The sequence below is a fragment of the Lolliginicoccus suaedae genome (genome assembly GCF_008312885.1).
GTDB classification, from domain to species: domain Bacteria; phylum Actinomycetota; class Actinomycetes; order Mycobacteriales; family Mycobacteriaceae; genus Lolliginicoccus; species Lolliginicoccus suaedae.
In genome coordinates, this window is the sequence record NZ_VSSO01000004.1 from 97,691 (window position 1) to 117,341 (window position 19,651).

16 protein-coding genes are annotated in these 19,651 nt (G+C 68.9%); 4 read left to right on the plus strand and 12 right to left on the minus strand.

The features are described 5' to 3' along the window. Complete coding sequence (locus FXO18_RS12230) at positions 1-1,920, plus strand: glycoside hydrolase family 15 protein (protein WP_328593441.1); 1,920 nt, start codon at positions 1-3, stop codon at positions 1,918-1,920. A 286-nt stretch (positions 1,921-2,206) separates the two neighbouring features. On the opposite strand, the gene FXO18_RS12235 is transcribed toward FXO18_RS12230, so the two are convergent. The 4 genes from FXO18_RS12235 to FXO18_RS12250 form a co-directional block, all read right to left on the minus strand. Continuing rightward, on the minus strand, positions 2,207-2,581 hold the full coding sequence (locus FXO18_RS12235) for a hypothetical protein (RefSeq protein ID WP_149361416.1): 375 nt from the start codon (positions 2,579-2,581) through the stop codon (positions 2,207-2,209). 119 nt (positions 2,582-2,700) lie between these two features. Then, positions 2,701-3,636, minus strand: a complete 936-nt coding sequence (locus tag FXO18_RS12240) for an NAD(P)H-dependent flavin oxidoreductase (protein WP_149361417.1) — start codon at positions 3,634-3,636, stop codon at positions 2,701-2,703. 43 nt (positions 3,637-3,679) lie between these two features. Next, entirely contained in the window at positions 3,680-4,567 is an 888-nt protein-coding gene (locus FXO18_RS12245; protein WP_149361418.1) for a potassium channel family protein, read from the minus strand. 94 nt (positions 4,568-4,661) lie between these two features. Then, positions 4,662-5,885 carry a cation:proton antiporter domain-containing protein gene (locus FXO18_RS12250; protein ID WP_149361419.1) on the minus strand — a complete coding sequence of 408 codons (1,224 nt, stop codon included), beginning with the start codon at positions 5,883-5,885 and terminating at the stop codon, positions 4,662-4,664. Between the two features lie 123 nt (positions 5,886-6,008). Here FXO18_RS12250 and FXO18_RS12255 point away from each other — a divergent pair, with 123 nt between their 5' ends. Then, on the plus strand, positions 6,009-6,794 hold the full coding sequence (locus FXO18_RS12255; RefSeq protein ID WP_149361420.1) for a PhzF family phenazine biosynthesis protein: 786 nt from the start codon (positions 6,009-6,011) through the stop codon (positions 6,792-6,794). A gap of 39 nt (positions 6,795-6,833) precedes the next feature. On the opposite strand, the gene lepA is transcribed toward FXO18_RS12255, so the two are convergent. Beyond that, a complete protein-coding gene (lepA, locus tag FXO18_RS12260; RefSeq protein ID WP_149361421.1) occupies positions 6,834-8,705 on the minus strand; it encodes a translation elongation factor 4 in 1,872 nt (623 codons plus the stop codon). A 250-nt stretch (positions 8,706-8,955) separates the two neighbouring features. Between lepA and FXO18_RS12265 the strand changes: the two genes are divergently transcribed. Beyond that, positions 8,956-10,224: a peptidoglycan recognition protein family protein gene (locus FXO18_RS12265; protein ID WP_187774342.1), complete on the plus strand. Its 1,269-nt coding sequence runs from the start codon at positions 8,956-8,958 to the stop codon at positions 10,222-10,224. Here the strand turns inward: FXO18_RS12265 and FXO18_RS12270 are convergent. The 4 genes from FXO18_RS12270 to FXO18_RS12285 form a co-directional block, all read right to left on the minus strand. Further along, positions 10,208-11,038 (minus strand): transglutaminase family protein, encoded by an 831-nt coding sequence (locus FXO18_RS12270; RefSeq protein WP_187774343.1) that lies wholly within the window; start codon positions 11,036-11,038, stop codon positions 10,208-10,210. The two genes, FXO18_RS12265 and FXO18_RS12270, sit on opposite strands and share 17 nt — an antisense overlap. A gap of 8 nt (positions 11,039-11,046) precedes the next feature. Further along, positions 11,047-12,018 (minus strand): alpha-E domain-containing protein, encoded by a 972-nt coding sequence (locus FXO18_RS12275; protein WP_149361424.1) that lies wholly within the window; start codon positions 12,016-12,018, stop codon positions 11,047-11,049. A 13-nt stretch (positions 12,019-12,031) separates the two neighbouring features. Beyond that, a complete protein-coding gene (locus FXO18_RS12280; RefSeq protein WP_407936478.1) occupies positions 12,032-13,606 on the minus strand; it encodes a circularly permuted type 2 ATP-grasp protein in 1,575 nt (524 codons plus the stop codon). Between the two features lie 259 nt (positions 13,607-13,865). Beyond that, a complete protein-coding gene (locus FXO18_RS12285) occupies positions 13,866-14,405 on the minus strand; it encodes a DUF1648 domain-containing protein (RefSeq protein ID WP_149361425.1) in 540 nt (179 codons plus the stop codon). Between the two features lie 494 nt (positions 14,406-14,899). Between FXO18_RS12285 and rpsT the strand changes: the two genes are divergently transcribed. Continuing rightward, entirely contained in the window at positions 14,900-15,163 is a 264-nt protein-coding gene (rpsT, locus tag FXO18_RS12290) for a 30S ribosomal protein S20 (RefSeq protein WP_149361426.1), read from the plus strand. Between the two features lie 142 nt (positions 15,164-15,305). Here rpsT and holA read toward each other — a convergent pair whose 3' ends face one another. The 3 genes from holA to FXO18_RS12305 are packed head-to-tail and all read right to left on the minus strand — an operon-like array spanning position 15,306 to position 19,585. Next, positions 15,306-16,253, minus strand: a complete 948-nt coding sequence (gene holA / locus FXO18_RS12295) for a DNA polymerase III subunit delta (protein ID WP_407936472.1) — start codon at positions 16,251-16,253, stop codon at positions 15,306-15,308. A gap of 1 nt (position 16,254) precedes the next feature. Further along, positions 16,255-18,687 (minus strand): DNA internalization-related competence protein ComEC/Rec2, encoded by a 2,433-nt coding sequence (locus FXO18_RS12300; RefSeq protein ID WP_149361428.1) that lies wholly within the window; start codon positions 18,685-18,687, stop codon positions 16,255-16,257. Next, positions 18,668-19,585, minus strand: a complete 918-nt coding sequence (locus FXO18_RS12305; RefSeq protein ID WP_149361429.1) for a ComEA family DNA-binding protein — start codon at positions 19,583-19,585, stop codon at positions 18,668-18,670. Before FXO18_RS12305 ends, FXO18_RS12300 begins: the two co-directional genes overlap by 20 nt. Positions 19,586-19,651 lie beyond the last annotated feature (66 nt).

The following is a 19,651-nucleotide window of genomic DNA, read 5'->3' on the forward strand; positions in this document are numbered from 1 at the left end:
CTGCCCGCCCCGCCGCGCGCCCACCACAGCGGGTTCCCCCCGATCGGCGAGTACGGTTTCCTCTCCGACTGCGAGACCACATGCCTCATCGCGCCCAACGGCGCGGTCGAGTGGATGTGCGTCCCCCGCCCCGACTCGCCCTCGGTGTTCGCCGCCATCCTCGATCGCAGCGCTGGCCACTTCCGCATCGGCCCCTACGGGCAGACCGTGCCCGCCGCGCGCCGCTACCTGCCGGGCGGGCTGATCCTGGAGACGACCTGGCAGACCGAGACGGGCTGGCTGACCGTGCGCGATGCGCTCGTCATGGGGCCCTGGCACAACACCGAGGAACGGTCCCGCACCCATCGCCGCACCCCCACCGACTGGGATGCCGAGCACATGCTGCTCCGCACCGTCAAGTGCGTCAGCGGCACTGTCGAGCTCGAGCTGACGTGCGAGCCTGCCTTCGACTACCACCGCAAGTCGGCGGCCTGGGACTACTCCGGGAAGGTGTACGAGCAAGCCACCGCGTACTGCATCGAGTCCCCCGACGGCGAGCCCCAGCTGACCCTCACCACCAACCTGCGGCTCGGCCTCGAGGGCAGGGAGGCCCGCGCCCGCACCCGCATGAGCGAGGGGGATCGGGCGTACGTCGCGCTCTCCTGGGGCGACCTCGCCGCGCCCCCGTCCTACGACGAGGCCGCGGAGAAGATGTGGCAGACCGCCGAGTGCTGGCGCCAATGGATCACCATCGGACGGTTCCCCGACCACCCGTGGCGCAGCTACCTGCAACGCAGCGCCCTCACCCTGAAGGGCCTCACCTACGCGCCCACCGGGGCGCTGCTCGCCGCCGCCACCACCTCGCTGCCCGAGACCCCGGGTGGCGAGCGCAACTGGGACTACCGGTACGCCTGGATCCGTGACTCCACGTTCGCGCTATGGGGGCTCTACACCCTCGGCCTCGACCGGGAGGCCAACGACTTCTTCGCCTTCATCTCCGACATGGGCGTCAACGACAAGGGCGAGCCCGTCTCGTTGCAAGTGATGTACGGGGTGGGCGGCGAGAAGACCCTCACCGAGGCCGAGCTCGGCCACCTCACCGGCTACGAGGGGGCCCGGCCCGTCCGCATCGGCAATGGCGCGTTCGACCAGCAGCAGCACGACATCTGGGGCATCATCCTGGACTCCGTCTACCTGCACGTCCGGTCCCGGAACCAGGTTCCTGAATCGCTCTGGCCGCTGCTGAAGCGACAGGTCGAGGAGGCGATCGACAACTGGCGCAAGCCCGACCGCGGCATCTGGGAGGTCCGCGGCGCTAAGCAGCACTTCACCTCCTCGAAGGTCATGTGCTGGGTCGCCCTCGACCGTGGTGCCAAGCTCGCCGCGATGCACGGCGAGGAGGAGTACGCCGCCCGCTGGTCCGGCATCGCCACCGAGATCAAGGAGGATATCCTCGCCCACGGCGTCGATGACCGCGGCGTGTTCACCCAGCGCTACGGCGACCCCGCGCTCGACGCTTCGCTGCTGCTCGTGCCACTGATGCGGTTCCTGCCCGCCGATGACTTCCGTGTGCGCAACACTGTGCTCGCCATCGCTGACGAGCTCACCGAGGACGGGCTCGTGCTCCGCTACCGCGTGCATGAGACCGACGACGGGCTCAGCGGCGAGGAGGGAAGCTTCACGATCTGCTCGTTCTGGCTGGTCTCCGCTCTCGTCGAGATCGGCGAGGTGCGGCGTGCCAAGCATCTGCTCGAGCGGCTCCTCGGCTTCGCGAGCCCGCTCGAGCTCTATGCGGAGGAGATCGATCCGCGCACCGGCAGGCACCTTGGGAACTTCCCGCAAGCGTTCACCCACCTCGCGCTGATCAATGCCGTGGTGCATGTCATCCGCGCCGAGGAGGACCAGGAGGCCGGGTCTTTCAGCCCAGCGCACACGCACTAGGCGATGGGGCTGGGGCTTGGCTGGAGCGGCTTCCGATGCAGGGGCCCGGCCGGGGCTTCAGCCAAATCTGCTGGTTGATGCCACGTTTCGAGTTGCGTGTCGCGGCGTGTCGCGTGACATTGGCTAGCAAATCCCACGGTGCCCCCAGCGAGGACGCGCACCGGCGGGCACCCAGCGGGCCCATGCAACGGAGCCCGCCCTGCCACGGCCCTCATCGGGCGGTGGCAGGGCGGGATCGTGGCCTTGCTGGAGGATGGCCACGGCGCGGCGGGCCACCTCGGAGCTACTACTTCTCGAGCTCGGGATCCTTCTCGTCCTCGTCGCGGGCGACAACGGCTTCCTTGCCGCCGCGGGAGGTGAGCCGCTTGAGCGGCTTGCGCAGCGACTGCGCGGGGCTGAGCATCCAGTCGGCGTTGTCGAGAACATTGTCGAGCCGGACAAGCGACTCGTTGAGCGAGTCGAGCGAGCTGTTCAGGGTGTTCAGGCTGCCGTCGAGCTTGGTGAGGGTGCTGTCGAGCTTCTCGAGGACGAGGAGCAGGCGGTCGGTGATGATGTCGAGCCGGCCGAGGGTCTCGTCGAGATTGAGCACCGCGTTGGTGAGCTGCTTGATCTTGCGGCCCGGGCCCCAGCCCTTGGTGGTCTCCTGGGGTGAATCAGTCATTGGTTCTCCTTAGCTAGCACGCCGACCCTGGTCGCGGGACCCACCGTGGGGCGGATCCGCATGTCTGAATCCTAGGGCACTGCGACCGGATCGGCGCGGGCGCGCCAACGTCGCGCCGGTCACATGCCGCAAAACCGACTCAGGAGTTTCTCCGCGTCACTTCCGATGCTCGAGACCACATCCGCCACAGGCCGGGAGGCATTCACGAGCCCGGCGGCCTGCCCCGCGTACACCACGCCAGTGTCCGGATCATCCGCTTCATACCCGGCGGCGATCTGGTCCTCCCCCGCCCCCGCGCCATGGAACTGGTCGCTGAAGCTGTTGCGGATCGCGCGGCCGAACCAGCGCGGCGACCACGGTTGGTGGCGCGCCTTGTCGAACACATCGGTATACACCGTGTCCGCGCTGCCAGCCCGCAGCAGCCGGTCCACCGCGTAGCCGGGCCCGATCGCCTCCGGGCTCGCAAGGAGGACAGTACCGATGAGCACGCCCTCCCCTCCCGCGGCGAGCACCGCGGCCAGCCCCCGGCCCGTCGCTATTCCACCGGCCGCGAGCACCGGCAGCCTGGTGGACTCGAGCACCTCCTGGAGCAGCGGCAGCGTCGCGATGCGGCCGGTGTGCCCGCCTGCCTCCGCGCCCTGCGCCACCACCGCGTCCACGCCAGCGGCCTCGGCGACGCGGAGGTCCTCGATGGTGTTCACCTGCGCGATCGCGATCGCACCAGCCCCGTGCACGCGCGGCACGTACGGTGCTGGATCACCGAACGACAAGGACACCAGCGCGGGCCGCTCCGCGAGGGCGGCATCGAGCAGCGCGTCATCGTCGTCGAGCGCCCAGGTCATCAGGCCCACGCCGAACGATCCGCCGATCTCCCGCGCCACCGCGGCCTCCGTCGCGATCCATTCCGGCGTGGTGTAGCGCGCCGCGCCGAGCATGCCGATGCCGCCCGCGCGGCTCACCTCCCCCGCCAGCTTTCCGCCCGCGCGACCGCCCATCGGGGCGCCCACGATCGGATAGGTGATACCCAGCTCCCGCGTCAACCAAGTCGTCAGCACAGGTCCTGCCTACCACAGCGCCGAGCTCGTCGGCACTGGGCGCCTAGATGTTCCCGATCGGGGCATGCCGATGGTCCGCGGCGAGCGCTAGGCAGACCTCCCGGGGCGCCGTCGCGCCATGGAGGTACTCGTTGCCCAGGCGCCGGGCCAGGCGCTCCATCTGGTCATCGAGGCGCCGGGCAGCGCAGCGGACCTCGAACGCCGCGGAGCCGAGCCCCGCCTCCAGCAGGCGTGGCACGTAGGCCAGCGTCGCCGCGAACGATTCATCCGCTGCGCTCTCGCGGAAGTAGTACGTCTCCCCATATTGGGCGAGGTCCATCTCCACCGTGGCCAGTGCATCGGCCACGGAGACGAGCCACTGCGCCGCGATGCTCGCCTGCCCGGTGGAGATCACCTCCTCCGAGCTGCTCGCAGCCATCAGCGCGAGCTCCCGGGCGACCGTGCGGCGCCGGCGCAGCGCCGGATATACCTGGAGCACCCAGGTGACCGCAGCGGTGAACAGCCAGAAGCCCAGGAGCGCCTGGATCGGCACCAGGACACGCAGCGCGGGAAGCACGGGCGTGATATCGCCGAAGCCCAGCGTCGCCACGGTCACCAGCGAGAGGTACAGCGCAGCGAGCGGGTCCGAGGATGCCGCGGGCTGGAGCGAGGAGCTGAACGCGAACCCGGCGGGCATGTGCGGCATATAGATCAACGTCCATCCCCCGACGAGCATGACTGTCCACGTGATGAGCGTGGCGGCCAGACCAAGCGGGCCGACCGGCACCAGGGAGCGCCCCTTTCCGCTGAGCTTGCCCGCTGCCCGCCACAGAGAGGCGAAAAGGCCGCGGCAAACGGTGCCCAGCCCCTGTGGATGCCAGAGGGTCGCATAGATATCCCGGATGACAACGCCCACCAGGAGCGCCCCTACCGCGCTGAACAGCCACGTCACGGCGTCCCCTCGTCTCTGCGGGTGCCGCGAGGACTGGTCGGCATATGCGCGCGATCAGTGTGCATCCGGTCTGCGTACCCGGCCTGGGCGCCCGCTAACCTTCCTCGCGGGCCGCGCGTGCCGTGGATTTGCGGTACAGCACCCTGCCCGGCGCGCCCGTCAGGCCGAAGATGATGGTGCTGCACACCAGTACCAGCGACCCTGCCGCCAGGATCGTGGTGCCCGCCCCTCCGCGCGAGGCCTCGAGCGTGAGGTAGAACAGCGCCGCCACCCCCACCGGACCGAACCATCCGAGGTACAGGGCATCCGCCGCTCGCAGCCGCAAGGCTCGTCCCAGGATCAGCAGAAGCGGGAGCCTGCGCAGCAGCAGTATGCCCAGCACGAGCACCAGGCCGTTCCAGCCGAGCGCGCCCCATTCGCTCCAGGGCAGCGCGGCCCCGAGCACCACGAACAACGGGAGCACCGCGAAGCGATTGATCGCCTCATCGATGGGAGCCTCCATGGTCCGCTCCCCGCCGGTCGCCACGAGGTTGAAGGCAAGCCCCGCGACGAATACCGCGAGCACCCCGTCGACGTGTGCGATGCCGGAGATGCCCAGGGTGCCCAGCGCCAGCACCACGGTGAAGAACAGCTCGGGAGCGCTCGCGGTCGCCCCATGCTTGTCGCCCGTCCGCATGGCCGCGCCACCGAGCGATCCGGCCAGCGCGCCGACGACGATCCCGCCGAGCACCTGCCAGAGCGACTCCGCGAGCGCGGAGGGCACGCTCGAGGCCCCCGCGATGGCGAGGGCGATGAGCACCAGGGGCAGCGCGAGGCCGTCGTTGGCGCCCGATTCCAGCGACAGCAGATGGCGATCGCGCGCGGGAAGGTCCTGCTCGGCGGCCTCGCCCGTGACCACGCTCGATGCCAGTACCGGGTCGGTGGGGCTGAGCGCGGCACCGAGCAGCAGTGCTGCGGCGATCGATATGTCGAGCACCGCCCAGCTGACCGCTGCCGAGGCGAGCGCCATGAGCGGCATGACCAGGACGACCAGCACGAGGACCGGCCGCCAGCACGCGCGCACGACACTGAGCGGATAGCGGAGCGCGACCGCCATCACCGAGATCGCCAGGAGCACGCCGCTCGCGTCATGGAGGAAGGCTTGCTCGCTGGTCAGCGGCTTGATCGGTAAGGCTCCCAGCACTGCTGGGCCCAGCAGGACACCCACCACGAGAGCGAGCAGGGGCTCCGAGAGCGGCAGCCGACGCATGCGCGCCGAGATCGTCGCGACGAGCATCCCGAGGATGCCGACCGCGGCAAGGACGATATCGATGCTCATTCACCAGGGGTGCCCCGGGACAGCCGTCTCAATCCGTCGGCGGGCAGAATCGTGGCGTTCCGGTCCGCCACCACGGCAGGGACGCATCGAGCGGGCCAGGCCCGCGAGCGCTAGCCTGTTCGCATGCGCGAGTACTGGATCGTTGATGCCTTTGCCGCAGAGGCCTTCTCCGGCAACCCGGCCGCTGTGGTGCCCGTCGAGGACGGGCTCGATGATCGCTGGGCGCAGGACGTTGCCGCGGAGTTCAACCTGTCCGAGACGGCGTTCCCGCGGCCCGTCGGCGAGGGCGAATGGGAGCTGCGCTGGTTCACTCCCACCACGGAGGTGGACCTGTGCGGGCACGCGACGCTGGCAACGGCGCACGTGCTGGGGCTGCAGGGCCATGCCGGGCCCATGCGGTTCCAGACGCGCAGCGGGCCGCTAGTCGTTGAGCGTGAGGGCGAGCATCTGTGGATGGACTTCCCCGCCGCCGAGCCACAGCCCGCGGAGGTGCCCGCGGGCCTCGCCGAGGCGCTGGGCACGGAGCCCCGCGGAGCATGGTCGGGGTCCACGGGGGATCTCCTCGTCGAGCTCGACGATGCCAGCGCGGTGCTCGGGCTCGCCCCTGACCTTGCTGCCCTCGCCCGCATCCCGGCGCGCGGGATCATCGCCACCGCCGCGGCGCGGGGCAGCCATGACTTCGTGTCGCGCTTCTTCGCCCCCGCCGTCGGGGTGGCCGAGGACCCGGTGACAGGCAGCACCCACACGATGCTCGCCCCGTTCTGGAGCGCGCGCACCGGCAAGGATGAGCTCGTCGCCTTCCAGGCATCGCGCCGGGGCGGCGAGCTGCGCCTGCGGATGCGCCCGGGCGGGCGGGTGCTCATCGGTGGTTCCACGGTGACCGTGATGACCGGCACGCTGCACGCGTAGCGAGCAGGCAGCGGCCGGTCGCCCCATCAGCGCGGGAGCCTACTTCTTCGTCTTGTCGGCCGCCGAGTCGGTCGAGAGGGCCGCGACGAAGGCTTCCTGCGGGACCTCGACGCGACCGATGGTCTTCATCCGCTTCTTGCCCTCCTTCTGCTTCTCGAGCAGCTTGCGCTTGCGGCTGATGTCACCGCCGTAGCACTTGGCGAGCACGTCCTTTCGGATGGCGCGGATGTTCTCGCGGGCGATGACCTTCGAGCCGATCGCGGCCTGGATGGGCACCTCGAAGTGCTGGCGCGGGATGAGCTCCTTGAGCTTGGTGCACATCTTGTTGCCGTAGGTGTGCGCGGCGTCCTTGTGCACGATGGCGCTGAACGCGTCGACGGCCTCGCCCTGCAGCAGGATGTCGACCTTGACGAGCTGCGCCTCCTGCTCGCCGGACTCCTCGTAGTCCATCGAGGCGTAGCCGCGGGTGCGGGACTTCAGCGCGTCGAAGAAGTCGAAGATGATCTCCGCCATCGGCATGCGGTAGCGCATCTCGACTCGGGTCTCGGAGAGATAATCCATGCCGCCGAGATCGCCGCGGCGCGACTGGCATAGCTCCATGACGGTGCCCACGAACTCCGAAGGGGTGATGATGGTGCACTTGACCAGGGGCTCGTGCACGGAGCGGACCTTGCCGTCGGGCCAGTCCGAGGGGTTGGTGACGGTCAGCTCGGAACCGTCGTCGAGCTCCACCCGGTAGATGACGTTGGGCGCGGTGGAGATCAGGTCGAGGTTGAACTCGCGCTCGAGCCGGTCGCGGGTGATCTCCATGTGCAGCAGGCCGAGGAAGCCGCAGCGGAAGCCGAAGCCGAGCGCCACGGACGTCTCGGGCTCGTAGGTGAGCGCGGCATCGTTGAGCTGCAGCTTGTCGAGGGCATCGCGCAGCACGGGATAGTCCGAGCCATCCACGGGGTACAGGCCCGAGTACACCATCGGCCGCGGGTCCCGGTAGCCCACGAGCGCTTGGGTGGCGCTGTTGCGGGCGGCGGTGACGGTATCGCCGACGCGCGACTGGCGCACGTCCTTCACCCCGGTGATGAGGTAGCCGACCTCGCCGACGCCGAGCCCATCGCACTTCTTCGGCTCGGGCGAGATGATGCCCACCTCGAGCAGGTCGTGGGTGGCTCCGGTGGACATCATGAGGATCTTCTGCTTGGGGCTGATGCGCCCGTCCACGACGCGCACGTAGGTGACCACGCCGCGGTAGGTGTCGTACACGGAGTCGAAGATCATCGCGCGCGGGGGCGCCTCGTCCTCGCCGACCGGCGGCGGGATCTGCTTCACCACGGCGTCGAGGAGCTCCTTGACACCGATGCCGGTCTTTCCCGAGACGCGCAGCACATCCTCGGCCTCGCAGTCGATGATGTGCGCGATCTCGTCGGCGTAGCGGTCCGGATCCGCGGAGGGCAGGTCGATCTTGTTGAGCACCGGGATGATCGTGAGATCCCGCTCGAGCGCCATGTACAGGTTCGCCAGCGTCTGCGCCTCGATGCCCTGGGCGGCGTCGACGAGCAGGATCGCGCCCTCGCACGCCTCGAGCGCGCGAGAGACCTCATAGGTGAAGTCCACGTGCCCCGGAGTGTCGATCACCTGCAGGACGTAGTCCTCCTCGGTGCCGTCCTCGAGGGTGATCTGCCAGGGCAGCCGCACGTTCTGCGCCTTGATGGTGATGCCCCGCTCGCGCTCGATGTCCATCCGATCGAGGTACTGGTCACGCATCAGGCGCTCGTCCACAACGCCGGTGATCTGCAGCATGCGGTCGGCCAGCGTGGACTTGCCGTGGTCGATGTGCGCGATGATGCAGAAGTTCCTGATCCGCGCGGGATCGGTGAACGTCGTGTCCGCGAAGCTAGGCACTCGGCTCCTTACCATGCTGTCGTGTGGGGTTGGCTCTCGGCTGACGAGCCTACGTGCTCGATTCTATGGCTTCGGGTGCCTGGATCGATATTCGGTGGCCCAGCGCCCCGGGCCCTGGCCATGCGCATGCCCAGTGCCGGGCGCCCGTTGCGCTTTGCTAACGAGTGGGTTGCGTCCATGCAGCCCCGCCACGGCCCCACCCCCGTGCCCCCTACGGTGGGGGCGCAGAAGCACGCTCAGCACCGACACCTCCCGGGATGCCATCGTGACGAACCATCACCAGCCGCGCGCCCACAACCGTCATCCGCTGCCACTCGACCGCCGTGGTTTCATGCTCGCTGGCTCCAGCGCGGCCCTCGGATTGACCACCCTCGGCCTGGCTTCCCTGGGCACCGCGCCGGCCCGGGCGCGCACCACGCCGGCGCTGGTCCCGGACGAGCCGTTCGCCGCGATCCCCCTCGGATCCCCCGTCACGCCGCCCCCGGCCGCGGAATACGTGGGCATGACCTTCGCCCGCCCCACCACCGCGCCCGCCCGCGTGCGCTTCACCAGTGCAGGCACCGCGAGCCGCTGGCATGCCATGGGCCCGAGCAGTCATTGCCCCGATTCGGTGCCGCTTGGCATTTCCACCGACCTGCTGCGCATCCCCGACGGCTGCACCGGCATCGAGGTCACGCACGACGATGCCGCCGCCGGAGCAAGCGCGATGACGATCAGCGGGGGCGTGCGACCCATCGCCAACGCCGGCAACACCACTGACTTCCTTGGATTGCCCGTCATCACGCGCCCCGGCTGGGGCGCCGAGACCAACCTCGTCGAGAGCCCCTGGAACAGGCAGTACACGGCCGCCCAGATGATCACGGTGCATCACTCCGCGTCGGCACCATGGACTACCGGCCCAGCCACCGTGCGCGCGATCTACCGCTACCACGCCTGGATGCTCGGCTGGGGCGATGTCGGCTACCACCTGCTCATCGATCCGGCGGGAGCGGTGTACGCCGGGCGCGACACGGGATCCGACTCCTCGCCGGTGTTCCAGCCGGGCACCACCAATGTCGTCACCGCCGGGCACTCCTACGCCCGCAACGGCGGCAACATCGGCATCTGCGTGGTGGGCGACTACGAGACCCAGCGCCCCAGCGCGGCCGCGCAGCGCTCGCTCGTCACGGTTCTTGCCGCGCTGTGCCAGCACCTCGGCCTCGACCCGGTCAGTCGGCTCACCTACATCGAGCCTGACTTCGGTTCCCGGCACACGGTTCCCGCGATCGCCCAGCATCGCGACCTCAACGACACGTCCTGCCCCGGCGACGGATTCACCGCGATCTTCGGCGCGCTGCGTGCCGTGGTGCCGACCCGCATGGCATCCAGGCGCGCGGCCAGCGAGGACGCAGCGGCCACCGACGAGCAGGCAGCCCAGGCACTGTCACCCGTCGAGCCAGCTAACGCCGCGGCGAGCGGGACCGCCCCGGCCGAGATCGCGCCCGTCGAGCTAGCCACCGGCGAGGCCGGGCCGGGAGCTACGCCAGGCGCGTGATGTCGACCACGACATCGAGAGCCGTGGACTTGCCGCCGATATAGATCCCCCGCAGCGGGGGCACATCCCGGTAGTCGCGCCCCACGCCGACCGCGACGTGCTGCTCGCTGACGTCCATCGCATTGGTCGGGTCGAAGCCCCACCAGCCGCCGGTCCACGCCTCGATCCAGGCATGGCTCTCCCCCGATACCGTCTCGCCGACCTGGCCATCCGCCTTGGGATACAGGTAGCCGGAGACGTAGCGGCACGGCACGCCGATGCCACGCAGCATCAACAGGGTCAGGTGCGCGTAGTCCTGGCAGACGCCCTTGCGCTCCTCCCACGCCTCCACCGCGGAGGTATGCACCCCGGTGGTTCCGGGCACGTACGACATCTGCTCGTGCACCCAGCGCGAGATGATCTCCACGGCCTCATCGGGCCGGTGCCCCTTGCGGAGATCCTCGGCGATCGCGGTGAGCCCCTCATCGCGCGGCACGTAGTTAGTGTTGAGCAGCGACTCGTTGAACCAGTCGAGGATCCGGTCGCTGCCCAGGTCCTTCCACGTCACCCGCTCCTCGGGCCGGACCGAGGGATCGGTCTCGACCACCGACGAGCCCACCACCTCCAGCTCGGTGTGCGGCGCATGCAGATCGAACGCCGTCACATGGGTGCCCCAATAGTCGGTGTATCGGTAGGAGCGCGTCGCCGGGCTGGTCTCCACCCGGTTGAGGATGACGTTCTGCCGCGGCTCGCTGCGCGGGCTCAGCCGGGCCTCGTTGTAGGATCGCGTCACCGACCCCTCGTAGGCATAGCCCGTCGTATGGACTATCCGCATGCGCCAGTTCACAGCTCCGCCTCCACGTGCATATCGTCGTGCCCCGCATCGGCATCGGTCCATGCCACCCACGGCGCCGAGTGGAAGTACTGCAGCGCCACCGCCTCGTTGACCTCGGTGCACGTGTCGAGCAGGGCCAGCAAGCGCGGCTGCAACTCGTCCAGCAGCATCCCCGGCCGCAGGAACTCCAGCTCGCTGCGCGCCCGGCCCAGCAGGCGCGGCGCCTCGGCACGCGCTCCGATGCGGCTGCGCGGACGATTGTCCAGCTCCTCCAGCGCGATCTCCGCGGTTCGCATCGCATGGAACACCGAGCGCGGGAACAAGCGATCGAGCAGCAGGAACTCCACCACGCGGCCCGCATCGAGCGCGCCACGGTAGGTGCGCAGATACGTATCGTGCGCGCCCGCCGAGCGCAGCACCGTCACCCACGACGGCGACAGCGTCCGGTCCCCCGCGCGCGACAGCAGCAGCCGCACCAGCATGTCCACGCGCTCCACCGACCGGCCGAGCAGCAGGAACCGGTAGCCGTCATCGCGGCTGAGGGTGCTATCGGCGAGCCCCGCGAACATCGCCGCCCGCTCCTCCACATAGCGGAAGAACTCATGCGGTCCCAGCAACCGGGCCGCTCGCTCGCGCGAAGCAAGCCCGTTGACGGTCGTGTTCAGGCATTCCCACATCTCCGTGGACGTCACCTCGCGGGCACCGCGCGCGTTCTCCCGCGCCCGCGCCAGCGAATCAACGATCGAGCCCGAGTTCTCCCGGCTGTACGCCACCCGCTCGGTCAGCGACCACACATCGAGCGGCCCATCCGGAGGCTCCACCCCCAGGACCTTCAGCAGGATCCGTGACGTGCGATCCGGATCCACCGTGGAATCCTCGAGGAGGTGGTGGACCGCCACATCGAGGATCCGGGCGAGATCATCGGCCCGCTCGACATACCGGCCGATCCAGTACAGCGATTCCGCGTTGCGCGCAAGCATGATCCCCCACCTCCTATTGCTGCTGCTGTTGCTGTTGTTCCTGCTCAGTACCAGGATCGGGCCCCACCTCGGAACGATGCGCCGTCTTCGGCTCGGTGACCACCTCATCGCCGACGAGTTCCCGGTCCTCCGCGGCCGAGCGCGTCGTTGCCAGCACCCAGGTGTCCTTGCTGCCACCGCCCTGGCTGGAGTTGACCACCAGCGAGCTCTCCTTCAGCGCCACCCGAGTGAGCCCGCCCGGCAGCACCACCACATCCTCGCCATCGTTGACCGCGAACGGGCGCAGGTCCACATGCCGCGGCGCGAGCTCATCGCCCACCTTCGTCGGCACCGTCGACAACTGCACCACCGGCTGGGCGATCCAATCACGCGGATTGTCGCGCACCTGCTTCGAGATGGACTTCAGCTCCGCGGGCGACGAATCCGGTCCAAAGACGATGCCATAGCCGCCCGAGCCCTCCACCGGCTTGATCACCAGCTCATCGACCCGCTCGAGAACCTCCTCGAGCTCGTCGGGGATCCAGCACCGGAACGTATCGACATTCGGCAGGCTCGGCTTCTCATTGAGGTAGTACTCGATGATCGTCGGCACATACGTATAGACCAGCTTGTCATCGCCCACGCCATTGCCGACCGCGCTGGAGATCACCACATTGCCCGCGCGCGCCGCGTTCAGCACACCCGGCACGCCCAGCACCGAGTCCGGGCGGAACTGCAACGGATCCAGGAAGTCATCATCGATGCGCCGGTAGATCACATCCACCTGCTGCTCGCCCTCGGTGGTGCGCATGTACACCACGTTGTCGCGGCAGAACAGGTCGCGCCCCTCCACCAGCTCCACGCCCATCGTGCGGGCGAGCAAGGAATGCTCGAAGTACGCCGAGTTCGCCACGCCGGGGGTCAGCACCACCACCGTCGGATCAGCCTCGTTCAATGCCGCCGAGTTCCGCAGCGCCCGCAGCAGGTGCGACGGGTAGTCCCCCACCGCGCGCACGCGATGGCTCGCGAACAGATCCGGGAACACACGCGTCATCGTCCGCCGGTTCTCCAGCACGTACGACACCCCCGACGGGGAGCGCAGATTGTCCTCGAGAACCCGGAAGACGCCCTTCTCGTCCTTGATCAGATCGATGCCAGCCACATGGATGCGCACCTCGTTCGGCGGGACGATGCCCATCGCCTCGCGGTGGAAATGCTGGCATGACGTGACCAGCCGGCGCGGCAGCACGCCATCACGCAGGATGTTCTGCTCCCCATAGATGTCATCGAGGAACAATTCCAGCGCCTTCACGCGCTGCTTGATGCCCTTCTCCAGGCGCGCCCACTCCGCCGCAGCGATGACACGCGGCACCAGGTCCAGCGGAAACGGGCGCTCCTGCCCCGACAAGGAGAACGTGATCCCCTGATCGAGGAACGCGCGCCCCAGCGCATCCGCGCGGGCCGCCAGATCCATCGCCGAGACCGGGGCCAGCGCCGAGAAGATGCCCTTGTAGGCCGAGCGCACATCCCCGTGCGCGTCGAACATCTCGTCATACGCCTTGGCGTAGTGCTCATGCACGGGGCCAGTGCCCGCGTAGCCGCTGAACACGTACTCGCCATGCCCTGCCTCATCGGCTTGCTGCAGCGCCTCGAAGAGGGCGCTATGGGCACGAGGTGATCTTGAACCGGAACTCACTCACTCCATGGTGCTACACCTGCGGGTCCTCGGCACGCAGAACGGCGCCGTATCGCGTTAAAGTCTCGTTTCCGCCCGGCGTGGCCAGGCCGGCGCGCCGTGCTCGCGCGGTCTCAGGAGCGCGGTCTCAGGAGCGCGGTCTCAGGAGCGCGGTCTCATCAGCGCGGTCTCATCAGCGCGGTCTCAGGAGCGCGGCACCGCCCAGGCCAACGAGCACCGATAGCACCGTCCCCACCACCATCCCGCTACCGGACGGTTGAGCAGCCAGCGAAGCATCGTCCAGGCCACGCTGGCCAGACAGCATCACCAGGGTGCCGGCCGAGATGAACACGGTGATCGCCCACGACGCGCCCGCCGTGAATCGTGCCGCCCAGCGCCGGAACGCCGAGCCCCGAGTCTCGAGGAGCACTGCGAGCACCGCGAGCAACACAGTGAACAGCGCTGGCACCACGTACGACAGCACCGCCGTCGAGGCACTGCTCAGCGACGTGGGCTGCCCGGTCGTCGGCGACCACTGGGTCACCACCTGATCGGGCAGCGATGGCATCCACACCATCATCACGATGGTGCTGATCGCGATCATCAGGAACGGGACAGCGATGACCGCACGGTTGCGTGGATCCCCGAACCCACTTCGGGGGGACATGATGTCCCCGCTTCCCGTACTGCTCTCGCCGCTGGTTCCTTGGGGAGATTGCTCGTGGTCGCTCACGACACCCACCCTATCCAAGGCGTGGTCGCGCGCGTGGTCCTCCACCTCGGGTTGGGCCGTTTCGGCCGACGAGGGCCGGGGTCGCGTTGCGAGTGGAAACTTTTCCCGCTCTGAGCGGGAAAAGTTTCCACTCGCGCCCTCGGATGGCGGTCTCGGCCCGCTGCCCTCGGCCTCGCGATGTGGTCCCGCCTTGACGGCCACGGCTCACGAGCGGCCAGGCAGCACCGAATGCCGTCGCGGTTCGATCGAGTCGCGGTTCGGTCGAGCCCCGCGGCCTCCGGCACCCCCTGCAATGACGGCATGCGGCAATTAGCCTGTTGGCATTGCCAGTGGTAGTCTTGCCCTTCGGCGCGCACGGTCAGCCAGTGGCTGCTGCGCACGCACTCCCGGCGCAGGCAACGCTTCGAGCCACCCACACAGTGGAGACGAGCGAAGCGGCCTGCAAAAAGAGTGCCAAGTCATCCATTAGACGAATCTGACCAGAGGTTGTACGCGTGGCCAACATCAAGTCCCAGATGAAGCGGATCGGCACCAACGAGCGTAACCGGCTCCGCAACCAGTCGGTGAGGTCTGCGCTGCGCACTGCCATCCGGAACTTCCGGGAAGCAGCTGCCGCAGGCGACAAGAGCACCGCGGAGGAGACGCTTCGCGCGGCTAGCCGCAAGCTCGACAAGGCAGCCACCAAGGGTGTCATCCATAAGAACCAGGCCGCCAACAAGAAGTCGGCCATGGCATCGGCGTTCAACAAGATCGCCTGATCACAGCATTTCCCGGAACGACCCAGCCTGCTGAGCGCTCAGTTAGAGAACGACGCTCTCCAGTAGTGCTGGGTCGTTTTGGCGTATCCGCATCAAGCGCTGGCATCACGAATGGACGCATCAAGCGCGGACCGAACCCGCTTCAGTCAGCCAGGCTGGAGATTTGCATGATCGCTCGCTCGAGCGCGTAGTCGGCGTCCGCCGCGCCCCCCTTCACATCCCCATTGAGGCGAGTGACCACGCGCAGGGCGACCGCTAGCGTGTCCGGCCGCCAGGCGCGGGCCTGCTGCTGGGTCTTGCGGACCTTCCACGGCGGCATCCCCAGCTGGCCCGCTAGCCGTCCTGGGTCTCCCCTGCCTGCCGCCGCCACCCGGGCGATCGAGCGGATCGCCTCACCGAGCGCATCGGCGAGCAACACATGCGGTGTTCCGGTGTGGAGCGCCCACCGGACCGAGGCAAGGGCCGCGGCACGATTTCCCGCGACCGCTTTGTCCGCCACATCGAACCCGGTGACCTCGGCCCTCCCCGAGTAGTAGCGCTGCACTGCCTCGGCCGTGACAGCACCGCCCGTGTCGGCAGCGAGCTGGGAGCATGCGGAGGCGAGCTCGCGCAGGTTGGATCCGACGGCATCGAGGATCGTGGTGATCACGTCTGGACTGGCTCGCACACCGTGATCGCGAAGCTCGGTGCGCACGAACTCGACGCGCTCGCTGGCGTTGAGCTTGGCGCAGCGGTGCGTTTCCGCGCCGAGCTTCTGCAGTGTCCCGGCTAGGGCCTTGGCGCGACCACCGCCGGTGTGGTGGACGATGAGCGTGACCCCATCGGGCATGTCGCGGGCTGTGCTGGTGATGACCTCGACCGCGTCCTTGCCCGCTTCGTGCGCGTCGTCGAGCGCGACGATGCGGTCCTCGCCGAACAGGGAGGGGCTGAGCATCTCCGCGAGGATGCTGATACTGGCGTCCCCTGCGCGCATGCGAGTGAGCTGCATTCCCGCGGCATCGTCGCTTGCTGCCCGGGCCGCCTCGATGAGGCGGCGCAAGGATCGCTCGACGAGGTATTCCTCGTCCCCGAGCAGCAGGTGGAGTGGCACGCTAAGACATTCCCACATCGGCGTGCTCGGCCACAATCCCCAGCCCCTCAGGGGTAGGCCGGAGGGTGCTGGTGCCGTTCTGGTCGGTCCGGGCGATCACCGCGCCGTGGCGGCGCAGCTGGTCGAGGATGGTGGCGCGGGGGTGCCCGTGCGAGTTGTCCGCTCCGACGCCGATGAGCGCGATGCGGGGTTTCACGGCGGCGAGGAACCGCGCATCGGTGGTGGCCGCCCCATGATGCGGCACGGTCATGATGTCGGCGCGCAGCATCTCGGCGGGATAGGTGCCGAGCAGCCATTGCTGAGCGGAGTGCTCGGCATCGCCCGTGACGAGGAGGGTCGGCCCGTCCTCGCGAAGCGTCATGGACACGACAAGGGATTGATCGTTGGGATCGGCGTGGAGCGCGCGCTGCGGCTCGGGCCCGAGGACCGTGGCTCGAAGAGGGCCGAAGGCGAGGGCGTCACCGGCAGAGACTGTCCGCACGGGAATGTGGTGTTCCTGGGCAAGCGCGTCGACCTCTGCGAGCGCCGCTTCGGGGTCACGACCGGGGCCCATGATGATCGTGCTGGGGCCGCGCGCGGCGATCGCCTCGAGCCCGTCGACATGGTCGGCGTGCAGATGGGTGATGAGCACAGCGTCGATGGTGCGGATGCCGAGCCGGTCAAGGCATCGGTCGGCGGCCGCGGGTTCCGGACCGGTGTCGATGACGAGGGCACTGCGCGCGCCGGTGGCGACGACGAACATGTCGCCCTGCCCGACATCGCAGGCCGCCACCAGCCAGCCCGGCGGAACGCTGGGTGGCCACGCGACCCGCATGATGACGAGGCATGCGGGGATGGTCGTGGCCAGCACCAGCATGCAGCGATATGGGATGGGTGCGCACCGCCACCAGGCGAGGCATTGGCGGGCCCGCAGCACTGCTGCGCCGAGCAGGGTGAGGGCCAGCACGAGCGCGAACCCGCTCGCGCCCTGCGGGACGCCGATGCTGGATCGGGGAAGCCCGGCGCACCAGGTAGCCACCGCGATGATCCAGCTGGTGGGGTGCCCGGCGATCCAGATCGGGATCGCCGCGAGAGTGGTGGACAGGGGCGCGAGAAGGAGACCGAGGTAGCCGCACACGATCACTACGGTCACGATGGGAGCCACGAGCAGGTTGGCGAGGACGCCGACGACGCTGAACTGGCCGAACGCCGCGGCGATCAGCGGCGCTGTGACTATCTGGGCGGCAAGGGCGACCGCGAGCACCGCCGCGATGCGGCGAGGCATTCCGCAGCGTTGCAGCCATTCCGCGACCGGTGGCGCGAGCAGCACCAGCCCGGCCGTGGCGATGACCGACAGCGCGAAACCGATGTGGACCGCTAGTTGCGGCAGCGCGATCAGCAGCACGATCACCGCAGCGCAGAGCGCGGGCAGGGCGTGGCGGCGGCGGCCAGCGAGGATCGCCAGGAGCGTGACTGATCCCATGGCTGCGGCGCGGAGCACGCTCGGCTCGGGCCGGCACACGATGACCAGGGCAAGCAGCGCGACCGCTGCGGTGATGGCTGCGGCGCGCCGGGAGCCTGTGGCGATCCGGGCAGCGAGCAGAACCGCTCCGCACACGATGGTGACGTGCGTGCCGGACACGACAGTGAGGTGCGTGAGGCTGCTGGTGACGAATGCCTCGCGCAGTTCCGGTGGCATGGCGGAGCGGTCTCCGATGACGATCCCTGGCAGCACAGCGGCGGTCGCCTCGTCGAGGGTCGCGGCAACAGCGTCGCGGTAGCGGTCGCGCACGTGCCCGGCAGCTTGCCCCCACCAGTTCGTGCTCGCGGTGACCGTTGGCGTGCCCCGAGCGAACACCGTGGCGACGGTGAGGTCATTGCGGCTGGGCTCGGCGATGGTCCCGGTGAAGCGCACGTGGTCACCGGGGAGCAGTGTCGCCCAGCCGCCGGCGCTGGTGGAATTGCCGATAGTACTGGAGGTGGCGTCGTCTGGTGCCCGCGCGAAGATGGTCACGGTGCCACCGGCGAATGTCATCGCTTGCCCCGCCGTGTCCTGCCCGGTGGTGAAGGCTTCGAGCCGGGCACGCAGCAGCCAGGTGGGCTGCGCTGGGCCATCGAGGAGGCGGGGATCGCTCAGCACGCGGGCTTGGACGACAACGTCTCCGCTGGTGGCGTGTGCCCGCAGCGGGTGGGTCGCGGCGGCATGCGCGTGCATGGCACCGGCTGCGGCGAGCGCGATCCAGAACAGGCAGGCCGTGGCGATGATGACGCGCAGCCGCGGTGGCGCTGGCCTGATAGCGAGCGTGGCGAGCGCGATAGTCGCGGCGACGGCAATGCTGGCGATCGCAGCGATGTGACCGTGCGCGACCGCGAGCGCCGTGGCTGCCCAGGCCACGAGGGCGCAGGGCACAAGCCGGATATCGATGCTCGGTTGGTCAGAACGTGAGGTGGTCACGGAATTGCTCGAGCTTTGCCGGGCCGATCCCGCGGATCTCGCGGAGCTGGTCGATCGAGCGGAAGGGACCGTTGGCCTCGCGCCATTGCACGATAGCTGCGGCGGTGACGGGTCCGATGCCGGGCAGCGCTTCGAGCTGTGCGGCGGTGGCGGAGTTGGCATTGACGATACTGGGCGCAGCCTCCCCTGCGCTGGTCTCCCCCGCCCTGGCATGCTGCGGCGTGGACGCTCCCAGGATGACGCTCACGACTGGGTTGGTCGCTCCATCGGCATGACGATCGCCGACGATGATGTGGTCGCCATCGCGCAGTGGCTGAGCCAGGTTGAGGGTGAGGGTATCGGCCCCTGGCAGTGGTCCTCCTGCTTCTGCTAGAGCGTTGGCGACCCGTGCCCCGGGCTGCACGGTCACGAGACCTGGAACAGCTACGTGGCCCGCGACGCTGACGATGAGGTGGTTCGGTTGCGCTGGTGCCTCGCTAGGGCTTGCCGCGGCCGTTGCGGGCAAGGGCTCCAAGCGCTCCACCGGTGCCACGTCCTTGTGGGATGCAGTGGTGCTGCTGTGGCTCCCTGAAGCCGGGTCGGGCACAGGTGATTCCCGGGGTGCCGCGGACCGGGTGAGCAGCACAGCAATGATGATGCCGATGACGCCGGTCGCGATCAGTGCCATCGCGCCCGCGCGCGAGAGGTCGATGCGGGCCCGCGTGGGCGGGGCATCGGGCGTGCGCCACTCGGCGGGCGCGTGGCGTCCCTCGCCAGCGACTTCGTGCTCATCAGCGGGGTCGCTGGACTGCTCGGCAGCGCTAGGTTCACCAGCAGGAATGGTCGCGGTACCGGTCTCATGCGGCAGGGACATGACGGCGCGGAACCTTTCCCGCGCCGCGTCAGCGTCATAGGGCATGAGGCGACGCTAGGGCAGTCGTGGCCTGGTTCCCCGCGCTGCGGGCGATGCTGTGGAGAAACCGAC